We start from the raw sequence: 12,212 nt of genomic DNA on the forward strand, positions 1-12,212 counted from the left end.
TAGGAGCGAGAAAAGATGACTAACATTTCTATCAAAGAAATATCTAAGCAACTAAGCATTGATGAGGACGTGATTCGGTTTGCTTTAGCGGATCGCTATCCTGACAACTACGAGTCGATCAAAGATATTCCACTGAGCGAATATGAGGTGATTGTTGAAAGTTTAAAATTGGCTGCTAGTCAGGGAATTAAGAAATTAACAGGGACTAGTTTTGAAGATTGTGCGATCGCACAAATGGGCGAATCAGCAGGTTTAACTAACGAAACTAAGGAGCAAATTTACAATGGATGTATTAATTCTCTTAGTGATTTTTATGGTAGTTACCATTTATCAATTCTACAGATAAATGAAGCCCTTGCTTATGTTTCAGCGCAAAAAACGGTAAATGACTTTGTAACGATTCACTCTGAAACAGTTAGGAACGGGTTAGAAACTTACTTAGATGATTTTGCGAATCAAGCGAGTGAAGCGGCTCAACTGGTTATGGCTAGTGATGCTAATGAGTTTTTAGCTGCTAGAGGAATTAACTCACAAGGTAAAAAAAAGTCAGTGGCGACAATGAAGGCTATGGAAACGTCGAAGGCAATATTTTCACTAATGAAAAGTTAAATTTCCTTAGCTATAAGGTAGCTTTGATCGACTCACGCTACCTTATGGCACTTTCATTCATTAGATCAGAGAGAGAGAAAAAAATCATGATCGAATTATGCACATATACCGGAATTGCGACATTAAGTTTATTGTTTGGGTTAGCTGCTGCTATTAATCCTTTAGGGGCGGGTTTAATTGGTTTGGGAGTTTATTCTTATGCAACACAAAAAAGATAATTTAGCAGCGGCAACTAGGGAATATAAAGCGGTTTTGATCAAGCCTTATCTGGTTTTGATTTTGGTTTTTGTTCCTTGTTTTTTAGGCAACTATTTGGGTCATTCGATGAGGAATTATTATGAGGTTTATTTTGCAAACAACCACAAATAAAAAAACCAGATCGCTCGCTGATCCGGTCAATAAAGGTAGAACGATAATTTTTTTAAGGATGTTATACCTATGATAGCGAATAAAACGGATATTGTCAAATCAGCTACTGCTAATTTGAGTAGTGAAACTAGGGTAAATTCTCCGGTTGATCATCGTCAGCAATACGATGATAAGCAAGCTTATAAATCTATTGTTGCTAAGGACTATACTAGTGATTTTTTAGTAGGAATTGGGCAAACTGCTTTTTTGGCAGGTTGCCAAGTTGTTACTAGTCAGTATTTACTATCTATTGGGGTAGTTGGTTTGTTCCCTGTTATGGTTTCTTTAGTTCCGGTTTTAGGATCTGGACTTGTGACGTTGACTAATTTTAGTTTTGATCATTCCAGGGAACGGGAACGGGAACGGGAACGGGTGAGGGTGGAAATAGAGGATAAATATAAAGCGCCTATTCAGATTTTAAGGACATTAGCCTTGTCAGCTAACGCCGGAAAGATATCTTTTGATTTACATCAGATTGATACATTAGCTAAAAATAGTTTTGACTTGGTTATTAAGCAAGAGCGAGAATATCGCAATTTACCAGAGCCACAAGCTAATAATTTCTTTGTGGTGTTTTTAGCGTTGTTTTTGGTTTTCTTTGGAGCGATCGCGCTAAGGAAAAAATAGGCACGGTTCTATTTTGGGCGTTTTTGGTTAATTTCTTCCTTTATCTCTGGTTTTTGAGGGTTATCCGTTTTAGAACCTTTACCTCTATTTTGGCTATTTTTGGCTAATTTCTTCCTTTATCTCTGGTTTTTGAGGGTTATCCGTTTCTAACCCGAACCTCTAGATATATAACTCTTGCTTATAGCTCCCCTGCTCCTCTGGTAACTTTGCCCCAGGCTGAAACTTATGTATAGTAAGGCTTTAAGCCTGGGTCAAGCTACATTAAGAAAACTTATCAATTGGGTGTTGTATAAGTTTTGGTTATGTTGTTTAGTTCCTCCGGGGAGTTTTCATTAATCCTCAATAATGCAGTCTAGGCAAGGGTTTCCCGTTCCTCACGGTTTGATAAAACTAACTTGGCGCTAGTTAAGGAAATCTTATGTATTCGCCGCTATACCGAATTGCAGGGCGGGTTTTCAGTTCGACATGGAGTAAGGTGCAAAATGTCGAAGTGCTTATATAGTAAGGGTTTTCAGTTCGACAAGGGTTTTCGTTCGACACGAATTAATAAGTGTTTTGGATTGATGCTTAATTAGTTAATATTCCTCAAAATGCTTGCTATATAAGGCTTTGTCGAACGGTACGGGTTACTTTACTTGATTAGTAAAACTTATTAATTAATCAATTGATAAGTTTAGGTTATAGCTAATAACGATACCAGGATGGCTCAAAGTCCTTAATATGACTGGGTTACAGCGTTAAATACGCTGATTGTTGGATGTATTAAAACTTATGAATCAACTAAGGAGCTAGAAAAATGAACAAGCAAAGAAGCTATGAAACGTTAAATCTGGAATTTGCAAGCTACGGGTTAGGAGCGATTTCAATAACGTTAGCTTTACTTGCATCAATAGGATCAGGAATAGGTAAGAGAGAGGTTTGTTTTAGTCCCAAGGGCGAAAGTTGCAAATTAACAAAGATAGCTACCATACCCGATCCTTATTTTGTGGCTAATCAACATAAATCATCAAATCCTGATTTTAATAGCTATGCTTTTTTATCGAGTGATAATTTGACAACAGTTAGGAGAATTAAAGCAGATAATCCTAACAAGTTTAATCTGGGAATTGGTGCTATGTTGTTTGGTGGTTTGACTGTAGGTACGGCTGCAAAATTAAGAGAAAGTTTGAATTATACCAGACCTCATTATTTGAGTAGTTTGGAACTTAATAATCATATTGCTGGATCTAACTTAGCAGCTGATAAGCAACTAGTGGATTATTCGGCGAATGAGTTGCTTAAACATTTGAAACCTATTAAGTCTAGTGAGGCTAAACTGGAATTTTTAAGAAATATTAGCCCGGTGCAAATTAATCTTTTATTGATGAGTATGGGTAGGGATGATTATCGCGATTGGGGTTATTTGCTGGATGGTGGTAAGTCATTTGATAAGTATGGAAGTTGGGCGATCGCACAATCGCAAGAATCAACACAAACTACAGAGTTAACGCTAGAAGATAATTCAACTGACTGGGTTAAGTCTTTTCTATCAACTACTTGTTTAATTTGGGGAAATCAGGGTAGTGGTAAATCTTGGTTAGCAAGATACTTGTTAAGAGAAAAATCCAATATGGGTTATCAAATTGTAGTGCTAGATCCGAACTCTAATGCTTATGAATGGCAGGGTGTGAGGCTTATTAATACTCATCATGAGATTGAAAACTATATGAGGGAATATGTTGAGGAGGTTATGGGAAGATATGAGGATTTTGGAAGATCAAATATATCTGAGGAGGAATGGCGGGCTAATTTATGGAAACAGGGTAAAGCTGTATCCGTGTTATGTGAGGAGGTCAGCACGTATGCTGACTTTATTGATGACAAGGAACTCATTGGTAAGTTTTTTAAAGTGGCATTAACACTTTCTAGGAAACAAGAATTACCTGTTATTTTTGTTGCCCACAATAATACACAATCTTGTTTAGGTAATATTAAAGGACTGGCTAATTTAATAGAACGAAGTCAGCAGATACAGCCATTAGCTACGACTAACCCACAAACTAAGCAACCTATGTCGTCAGGTACAGCACTTTTGAAAATAGAAAATAGCAACGATTGGGTTAAGGTTGCGTTGCCAAAAATTAGTGAAAAGATTCGAGTTTTTGGGGATTTGTTCCCTTCGACACTTCGGCTTCGCTCAGTGCAAGCTTCGCTCAGGGAACGGGAACGGGAACGATTGGAAGAGTTATATAGCCAAAATGTTGAGTTAAGTAACAATGCTAAAAACCTACTAGATTACCTAAATAGGACTAATAAAAAGCTAATTACAGCAGCGTATATTCAGCCGAACTTTAAAGTTAATGGCAGTCGCTTTAGTGCTGATCAGATTAGGGCATGGTTAAAAGAGTTAGCTGATGCTGGCTATGGTGAGTGGGATGGGAATGTTCTAAAGCTGCAAGGTTGATCAGTTAGGGGTACGTTCGCCGTACTCCTTTTAAGTATTTTATTTAATTTTTCAGGTAACTTTTGTGTACATCGGTGATATTTCCTCATAATATATTAATAAGTTAAGGGTGAGTGAGGTTTTAGCAAGTTTTTGGGAGGAAACCTAATAAAGAATAGGGAGGGGTTGGTTAGAAGTCCCCACAAAAATCCCCACAAAAAACACCCTTTAAATGTCTTTAGCTAGTTTCAACAACAGAATCATCGTTAACTACTTTCAACAGTCCTTAAATTGGGTTTTAAAGGACGATTGGGGGAACTCCTTATAGTTCCCTGATTTAGCCCTGGTAAAATCCTTAAAATTGCTGAAACCTTTACAGCATAAGGTTTTTAAGGTTTGCTACTTAAACATCTTAGTAAGATATTTATCCTAAAAAATTGTAAGTATAGCAGCTACTGAGTTTTTTAAGCTACTAAAATTTTGTAAGTGATTTTTGATTAATTTGGTAGATTAATTTGTATTAATAAAAACATCTTTTTTTTGATGTTTAACTAAAATCCTTGCAGTGTAAGGTTTCCAAGGTTTACTACATAGGTTACTTAGTCAGGCAACTTACAATTTAAATTGTAAGTGCAGTATACGGATAGTGTCGTAAAATTTAAGTAGTTTGTTTTATACCTCTTAAATTGTAAGTAGTGATTGGGAACTGTTTTTTTATCGTCTAGGCTTCGGCCAGGCTCAAACCTTTACAGCATAAAGCTTTGAGGCTATTTTTAAGTACAGATTTCGGACAGGTATAAAAAATAACCCGGCTAAGTGTCGGGTTATCTGCTATTCCTTACCTAGTTGATTAGACTAATGATAGTCCATAGCTTATTAGTTTGTTTGGGAATTGCGATCGCAATTTAGCATATATGTTCACATCGAAAATTAAGCTCTCATCGTTGACGGAATATATTTTGATTAGGGTTTGGTAAGTTTTTTTTGAGGTTGGTAAATAACAACATTCGTAGCCTTTAGCTAAGGACATATTAATATACTCATTGTCCGTTATTTTTATGAAGTTTTTATCCTTAGCTAGTTGGTTTTTGATGGTTGCGATTTGGGCGTTATCTGTGTTGATTGGTTGGGCAAATTCTAACCAGCCGCGCTGGATGTTTATTTGGTTTTTTTGGTTATCAATTAACAATCTGAATGCCCATGATTTTATGGTTTCAATTATTATTTCTGTTTTCATTATTGCAACATCCTTGTTTTGTAATATATTTGTATTATAGCAGTTATTTTGTTATAGTTGCGATTGGTTTGGGTTTGTTTGTGATGGTTTGGGCGAAGCATTTGGAAGTTTATTTGTCGATCATTCTGTTAAGTTATCGTCCAAATGCTTCGCCCCTACACCCTACGAATAGGTTTTTATGTGTGTTTATTTATATTATTAGTTTTTTTGGTATAATAAGATAAAAGTGATTGGTTAAAAAAATGAAACTAGTTAACACGTTAAGGCAATTTATTGAGACAACAGATCAACGACGATTAGCTGAATATGTCAGGTTGCACGGCACGGGTAAGGGTTATTCTCAATTTACCGCGTATAGGTTAGGTAAAGAAACAAAGATAAGTCTAAACACTATATATAAGTTTTTAAATAATCCAGATGAGATACCTAGCAGCGTCAATTTAAAAAAAATATGTGAAACTTATTTGATACAGCCTAACGAGATCGTCGCGTTAGTCGATAAATAGCTGATTTTTGATGATAGATCGTTATATTTGCAATGGCTGGAATCCTTACGCTATAAGGGTTCTACTTTAGTGCTTGACATTAGATAATGTTCTCTTATTGATACAGTTTAGAACGGCTTTTTTCAATAAGTTATCGGTATGTCTGCACTACGGGAATAGAACATAATTGGACTTAAAATAGTGAGTAGGTAGGGCGAAGTTGAGTAATTTTTTGAGGATAATCTTATGATCGTTAATCCTGTTAATATTCCGGCTAATGTCGATATTGCTAAATTGCCTAGTGCTGCTAGGGAGTTGGCAAGATATAGGACAAGTCACAAGTTTAGTAAAAAAGATGTGAGGGGTAGGGAGTGCGATCGCATAATTTATAAGTATGTTGAGGGTATTGTCATAAGGTGGAATGACCTTGTTATAGATCCGGTTAAAGGTAAAGCTATCAAGGATATTCGACAATATCAACTCAAACCGGGTACGTTGCACGATGAGAGTATTTTTAGTTCCCTCACTTTCGATAGTTTGTTGTTTAGAAAGTATGACTGGACTATAACAAAATTCTTTAGTCCTTATAGAATTGATGATGTTAGGAACTTTGCAGCTAATAAAGCGATCATCGTCACTGAAGGCGAGAAAGATTGTGAAAGTTTGCGTCAAAAGGGATTAGCCGCGTCTACATTTATGGCGAAGTGTTGGGCGTTAGATGGATTAAAGCATAACATTAAACTCCTCAAAGATAACGGCATATCGTTGCTAGTTTTTTGGATGGATGATGATTTGGAGGGGATTAAAAAAGCAGCTAAGGTTAGGGTAGCTAGTGCAATTGTCGGTGTACCTTGTTTAATTTTAAAACCCAGATTATTCTGGCGCGATCTGCCCAGATGGGAATGGAAAACCGTTAATTGCAAGCAAGAAAAAAACGGATCTGGTTTTGGCGCTGCTGATTATTTTCAGAATCATAATATTGATGAGTTTTTAGCTGCTATTGATAAGCAACACAATCAAGCTATTTTTGATCAGCAACTAGGGAAGATTAGGCCAATTCAATATGAGGAGGAGGGTAGCAAAAAATTAACACCTAATAAAGTAGCAATTCCCCAAATAACTATCAATAAAGAGTTGGTTTTGTCTGCTAAAAAAACTAATTTTGATTTATTGGATTTTGTCTGGAAACAAGACAGAGATTTGATTGAGTCAGGTTCTATTTCAGGGACTAGGTACAGTGCATATAAGGTACTATGTCACTCTCTTGCCAAGACTTACAACTACTTAATCAGCTTAGGACTTGCAACTAAAAATACACCTTTTGATTTATTAACTATTTGGGCGAAAAATTCGAGATTATCCCCTAGTGATGATTCCTATCTTGCTGCATTTAATATGTTGGCTAGTGTAGGATCTGAAACTTTAGATCCTAATAATTCCCTGGATAAATTAACTATTGAGAAAGTTGGTAAAACATTAGCTTTTTACTGCAAGAGAGAAAAAATTAATAATCCTTTAGAAACAGCTGATCAGCCTAAATTAGATACGACTAACTCTAATTTAAGGTTCTCTGATCTATCAAAATCTACTTACCTAAATTGGACTAGGTTTAGTGAATCTTGTGAACCGTTAACTATTGTTTTTGGGAATGTGGCGTTATTGCCGGGTATTCCGATGATCGCTATTCCCGACATTAAACAAACAAACCAAGAGTATATCAACTATGATTTAAGGGAGGGTTTGAAACCTTATATTGGGAACAAGCGAGAAATTAGCATCGACACAAAAAACGCTAAACAATGGGCTAAATCTGATTTTGTGAATTTAGTTAAGTTTGTTACTGCAAATAACGGTTCTAAAAACAAGGTTAGTGATTGTCAGTTGACTATTGACGGTCAAGATATGTTTGACTTCTTAGCAGATGATTTGATTGATAATCAGCTAAGTTTGAATAATCTTGATATATGCTTTGATGATCGGAATGTTGATGTTGATCATCTAATAGCTGAAATCGAAAAAAGACAATCTAAAAACATATATTTTGAGGCACCGCACGGACTGGGTAAAACCACTTTTAGTACAGCTTTGAGCGCCTATTTTTGGGAACTTTTTAATATTGCAACTGTAGTAGTAACGCCTACAATATCATTAAGAAAAAATTGTGGTGTTGGGTATAAATTACCCCAAGTCGATGAGAGTTTTTGGATACATCAAAATCCTAAAATTTTTAGAGGTTGCGTGACTTGTTTGGACAGTTTGTTTACAAGAGTAATGCCACTTTTGGAGGAACACGATATTAAATATATTTTGGTTTTTGATGAGTGTAGCAAGAATATTAGTCATTTGCATACAGGTGATACCCACATTAAAAAAGATAGGGCGCTACATTTATCGAAAGTTGAAAAGTTGTTAAATAGCAGCGAGTTGAATGTATTTCTCGATGCTGATATTTATCAATCGGTTGTTAATTATGTGCAGCGATCCGCGCCTAGAAATAGCTTAAAAATTGGCACTGGTTTCAAATTTAATAGAGAGTTCGTTTTATGGAATGGTGCTAGTCCCAAAGATATGCTAAAAGCTGTCCATTTGATCCGATTGAATGAACCTAACGCAACAATTAATGTTAATTCTCAGAGCGCAAAATTTGACGCAACGTACACCCCTAAAAATATAGCTAATGCATTGATGGATATGGGTATTTGGTTTGAAGACATTATTGTGCATGATGGGGAAAATTTAGAACCGGATCATCCTGGTTTTGATATATTGTCAAAACCTAAGCATATCCAAGAAGCGTATTTTTCAAAGTTTTGTAAGGGGAAAATTGTAATAACAAATCAAAATTTCTTTTCTAGCGGGGTGAGTGTTGCGTCACACTGTTTTGATTATCAATTTAATATTTTCTATAATCAAGGTTTGCCAACAGACGCGTTACAGATCCCGTTAAGGCTACGCGACAAACAAGGATTGCAGCGCCATATATGGGTAGCTAATGCCGTTTTAGGATCTAGCACATTAACAGGCTACACTCCTAAACAAGTTGAGGAGCAACTTAACCTAAAAATTCAATATTTTGATAAAGGCTATGAACGTTTAAGAGGTTATTATAATCCTGCTGATTTGGTTAGGAGTGCTTTATCAAGCCAATATATGTATGAGATGATAGCTCTTGAATCAAACCTAAAGATCGGATCTATGTTTAGGCGTGCAGTCTTGAGATTAATGCAACATAAGCAAAATTGGACTTTATTGGAGGCTGATAAATGGATGGAAGAATATAAATCTGGTGTTCATAAGGAAACTATTGATAGGGTGTATAACCCAAAAACGGAAATAGGACAAATGGACTTATATAGCGCGATCAAGAAGTCGCAAGTTGAAACTGTAGAGGGTAAGAATAGCGAAGTTGCGATCGCTCAATTAATTTCAGATGACGACTATAAAAAGCTAATTAATCAAAATCAGAAATTTAGTAGGGATGAGGAAATATTGCTTGATCGGTATCAGTTTAATAAAGCTTGTTTAGGGGTAATTCCCAACCCAAATAAGGATGATATTCAACTATGGCGTGATGGTTTTTGGAGGAAACTAAAATCAGAATTTTCTTTGTTGATCGATAGATTTTGGTTTACCAGAATTGAGGAATCAATCAAGTTAGAAAAGTCGATCAAGAATAAACACTTTTTTGATTTCGATTGGGTTAAAAAATCTGATCTTCCAAGATCAGTTTATTTACGTGAATTGGGACTAGATTTGCTGATACGCGAGAAATATTGGCTTGAAGCTGGATCGTTAAAATTTGAATCATCAAAGTTTGTTAAGTCGCCTAACCAAGAATTTACTAAAGAAATTGATGTTAATGGCGCAAAATTAACCGTTAATTTGACAGGAACTAGACTTGATTTAAGTAAAGGATCTTTGTTACAGTCAATAGCTGAAAAAATAGCTAATGAACCCTTAAAAGCGAAGAATTTACTAGGTTTCAAACCTGAGAAAACTACTTTAGCTATTATTCGGCAGGTGCTGGATATCTTCGGCTATAAGATCGAAACTATTGGGAATGGTAAAGCCACAAAATACGTGTTAGTTAGGGAGAATAATCAGGCACTTAGAAACCTTTACCACGAAACAATGCGTAAATTGATTGGTTTGTCTGCATTCAGCGAAAATAACCCTTACTCGGAATTTATTGATGAGTTGGCAATCGCAAACAATGAACCAATAACGTTAGATGCTAAGGCTATAAAAGCAGCAGTTCCCCAAGTCGATATCAAATCTCAATTCAATCTTGCTGATTTAGTTGATATAGGTCAAGCTGCTTTAGAGGGTGAGGTTAGTTTTAAGCTTGTTCCGTCATTTCCTTAGCTAATTTATAGGGGCTAGTCCCCTATACTCGACACAATTTAAGGTTGTAATTTTGTTTTTTAGTTTTATTGAAACTGTTTCAAAATCTGGAAATAAAGCTATTAGTTTTGATTGATTCCTCATTAAGTTTTTGTATTCTTGTTCGTTAGGGCATTGAATAACCGCATGGTTTCTTTTGACACGAATAGCGCAATTATCTAGCATTTTTTCCACCTAATACGTACATAATTACATTATAATGTAAGTAATTTAGACTTGATTTGTCGTAATTTAAGGAACTTATAAAAATGCCTAGATCATCGTGCCAAGAAAAGAAAACCGCTTTTAGTCTTTGGGCAAATGGACATTCGCTTAAATATGTTAGGAAGCAATTAAGTGGCATAATCACTGATAAGACTATATACAGATGGTTTACCGAGTTTAAGCACGAAAATCCAGATTATAGAGAGAGATTAGATGATTATGATATTGAGTTGAGTTCTAACAAAATAATAGAAACCCATAGTGATTGGCTGGATCGCGCTATTAAGACAAGTGAGGAAATAGCAGCGCAAAATAGGGAGATCCGGTTAAGGTTGCAAGATAAGTTATTGATTGAGTTAGATAAAGAATACAAGGATATAAATTTTAAAAATGTTGGTATCTTGGTTAGCTCACTGTGCAATATCCAGAAAAATGAATTTATTGTTAATGGACTTCATTTGTTAGATGTAAATCGCGCGGTTTCAATTCTTGATTCGCAAGGTTATGAGGTGATTGAGAAAAGTTAATAAAAAAAATCAGCACTAGTTTTTAGTGCTGTACTTTTTTTAGATTGTTATGAATGGTGTTGTTATGGGTAGAACCGACTTCATAGCCATTATTTTATGAGCCTCCTCAAATAATTCGTTATCTTGGCGCGATCTTTCGTAATAAGGTTTAGTTTTTTCTTTTAAGTGAACATCTGCTAATTTTTTGGCGAGTGGGGACGGTATACCTAAAGTTTCGTAATCCTTGATTATCCCGTTATATTCGTGATTATTCATTGTTTTTTGGGTTTTTTGTGGGGACTTAATTTAGATTTTAACACTCTATTTTTATGCAGCAAAATATTATAGAAACTTTGTTTAAGGTGCTGCTGCAATTCAGCTAGTTCAGGATCTGGTTCTAATTGCAATTCTGGGAACTCTATTTTAATGTCGAAGTAATCGGTTTCCATAATTTGTGTAGTGAGGATTTTTTTTTGATTATAGCGATCGCACAAACTACTTACATTTTATGAGGTATAAAACAAACTACTTAAATTTTATAACACAATCCGTATACTGTGCTTAGAAATTAAATTGTAAGTTACCTGACTAAGTATATTAAGTAGTAAATACTGGAATCCTTACACTGTAAGGGTTTTAGTTAAACACGGGAAAATCTCTAATTTTATTTATACAAACTAATCTACCAAATTAGTTAAAATTCACTTACAAAATTTTTGTATTTTAAAAAACTCAGTAGCGGCTATACTTACAGTTTTTTAGGATAAATAAATAACTAAGATGTTTAAGTAGTGAACCTTGTAATCCTTACGGCATAAGGTTTTTAGGGATTTTAAGGATTTTAATAGGGTGAAACTAGGGAACTATAAGGTATTTTCTAACTTCGCCCCTAATTTGGATTTTAAGGACTGTTGAAAGTAGCTAATGATGATTCTGTTATTAGGACTAGGTAAAGTTGTTTAGAGGGTGTTTTTGGCGGGTTTTGGGGAATGGGTTTTAAACAAGCCCTCCCTATTCTTTAATTAGTTCCCCCCCAAAAACTTGCTAATTCCTCACTCACCCTTAACTTATTAATATATTATGGGGAAATGTCACCGATAGTTTTCTAGAATACCTAAAAACGTAAATAAAATACTTAGGCGGGGATTTTACCGTTACGCCAAATAGCATAACGCTTGATATGACTAGCAAAAATATAGAGGGGGATTATGTGCGATCGCTCTAAAGCTGCTATTTTTCCTAGTTTGAATACCGAATAATTCGGCATTATGATTCTGTATCAATCTGATACAAAAGTGGATATGGGGAAT

Annotated in this window: 11 protein-coding genes; 7 read left to right on the top strand and 4 right to left on the bottom strand. The window is 35.3% G+C overall.

Annotated features, from left to right (window positions below; all coding sequences use genetic code 11):
* Positions 1 to 15: 15 nt before the first annotated feature.
* From PN497_RS20080 to PN497_RS20095, 4 genes are all read left to right on the top strand, one after another.
* Positions 16 to 609 carry a hypothetical protein gene (locus PN497_RS20080; protein ID WP_096568938.1) on the top strand — a complete coding sequence of 198 codons (594 nt, stop codon included), beginning with the start codon at positions 16 to 18 and terminating at the stop codon, positions 607 to 609.
* Between the two features lie 86 nt (positions 610 to 695).
* Entirely contained in the window at positions 696 to 827 is a 132-nt protein-coding gene (locus PN497_RS20085) for a hypothetical protein (protein WP_272110785.1), read from the top strand.
* Between the two features lie 220 nt (positions 828 to 1,047).
* Positions 1,048 to 1,644 carry a hypothetical protein gene (locus PN497_RS20090; RefSeq protein ID WP_096568935.1) on the top strand — a complete coding sequence of 199 codons (597 nt, stop codon included), beginning with the start codon at positions 1,048 to 1,050 and terminating at the stop codon, positions 1,642 to 1,644.
* A 796-nt stretch (positions 1,645 to 2,440) separates the two neighbouring features.
* Positions 2,441 to 4,087, top strand: a complete 1,647-nt coding sequence (locus PN497_RS20095) for a helicase HerA domain-containing protein (protein WP_096568932.1) — start codon at positions 2,441 to 2,443, stop codon at positions 4,085 to 4,087.
* A gap of 829 nt (positions 4,088 to 4,916) precedes the next feature.
* On the opposite strand, the gene PN497_RS20100 is transcribed toward PN497_RS20095, so the two are convergent.
* Positions 4,917 to 5,303 (bottom strand): hypothetical protein, encoded by a 387-nt coding sequence (locus PN497_RS20100; protein ID WP_272110786.1) that lies wholly within the window; start codon positions 5,301 to 5,303, stop codon positions 4,917 to 4,919.
* 242 nt (positions 5,304 to 5,545) lie between these two features.
* Between PN497_RS20100 and PN497_RS25975 the strand changes: the two genes are divergently transcribed.
* The 3 genes from PN497_RS25975 to PN497_RS20110 all read left to right on the top strand — a co-directional run bounded on the left by PN497_RS25975 (position 5,546) and on the right by PN497_RS20110 (position 10,923).
* Complete coding sequence (locus tag PN497_RS25975; RefSeq protein WP_096568927.1) at positions 5,546 to 5,809, top strand: helix-turn-helix domain-containing protein; 264 nt, start codon at positions 5,546 to 5,548, stop codon at positions 5,807 to 5,809.
* Positions 5,810 to 6,034: 225 nt separating this feature from the next.
* Complete coding sequence (locus PN497_RS20105) at positions 6,035 to 10,153, top strand: toprim domain-containing protein (protein ID WP_096568923.1); 4,119 nt, start codon at positions 6,035 to 6,037, stop codon at positions 10,151 to 10,153.
* A gap of 287 nt (positions 10,154 to 10,440) precedes the next feature.
* Entirely contained in the window at positions 10,441 to 10,923 is a 483-nt protein-coding gene (locus PN497_RS20110) for a hypothetical protein (protein WP_096568918.1), read from the top strand.
* Between the two features lie 39 nt (positions 10,924 to 10,962).
* Here the strand turns inward: PN497_RS20110 and PN497_RS20115 are convergent, their stop codons facing one another.
* The 3 genes from PN497_RS20115 to PN497_RS20125 form a co-directional block, all read right to left on the bottom strand.
* On the bottom strand, positions 10,963 to 11,178 hold the full coding sequence (locus tag PN497_RS20115; RefSeq protein ID WP_096568915.1) for a hypothetical protein: 216 nt from the start codon (positions 11,176 to 11,178) through the stop codon (positions 10,963 to 10,965).
* Positions 11,175 to 11,351, bottom strand: a complete 177-nt coding sequence (locus PN497_RS20120; RefSeq protein ID WP_272110788.1) for a hypothetical protein — start codon at positions 11,349 to 11,351, stop codon at positions 11,175 to 11,177. The genes PN497_RS20115 and PN497_RS20120 overlap by 4 nt, the downstream gene beginning before the upstream one ends.
* 686 nt (positions 11,352 to 12,037) lie before the next feature.
* A complete protein-coding gene (locus PN497_RS20125; protein ID WP_272110790.1) occupies positions 12,038 to 12,169 on the bottom strand; it encodes a hypothetical protein in 132 nt (43 codons plus the stop codon).
* Between the last annotated feature and the right edge of the window lie 43 nt (positions 12,170 to 12,212).

It is taken from the genome of Sphaerospermopsis kisseleviana CS-549, from assembly GCF_028329225.1.
GTDB lineage: Bacteria > Cyanobacteriota > Cyanobacteriia > Cyanobacteriales > Nostocaceae > Sphaerospermopsis > Sphaerospermopsis kisseleviana.

Bases quoted from the DNA above. Each gene is read 5' to 3' on its own strand.
- PN497_RS20110 (WP_096568918.1), top strand. From the start codon at position 10,441: ATGCCTAGATCATCGTGCCAAGAAAAGAAAACCGCTTTTAGTCTTTGG.
- PN497_RS20115 (WP_096568915.1), bottom strand. From the start codon at position 11,178: ATGAATAATCACGAATATAACGGGATAATCAAGGATTACGAAACTTTA.
- PN497_RS20095 (WP_096568932.1), top strand. From the start codon at position 2,441: ATGAACAAGCAAAGAAGCTATGAAACGTTAAATCTGGAATTTGCAAGC.
- PN497_RS20105 (WP_096568923.1), top strand. From the start codon at position 6,035: ATGATCGTTAATCCTGTTAATATTCCGGCTAATGTCGATATTGCTAAA.
- PN497_RS20080 (WP_096568938.1), top strand. From the start codon at position 16: ATGACTAACATTTCTATCAAAGAAATATCTAAGCAACTAAGCATTGAT.
- PN497_RS25975 (WP_096568927.1), top strand. From the start codon at position 5,546: ATGAAACTAGTTAACACGTTAAGGCAATTTATTGAGACAACAGATCAA.
- PN497_RS20125 (WP_272110790.1), bottom strand. From the start codon at position 12,169: ATGCCGAATTATTCGGTATTCAAACTAGGAAAAATAGCAGCTTTAGAG.
- PN497_RS20120 (WP_272110788.1), bottom strand. From the start codon at position 11,351: ATGGAAACCGATTACTTCGACATTAAAATAGAGTTCCCAGAATTGCAA.
- PN497_RS20085 (WP_272110785.1), top strand. From the start codon at position 696: ATGATCGAATTATGCACATATACCGGAATTGCGACATTAAGTTTATTG.
- PN497_RS20100 (WP_272110786.1), bottom strand. From the start codon at position 5,303: ATGAAAACAGAAATAATAATTGAAACCATAAAATCATGGGCATTCAGA.
- PN497_RS20090 (WP_096568935.1), top strand. From the start codon at position 1,048: ATGATAGCGAATAAAACGGATATTGTCAAATCAGCTACTGCTAATTTG.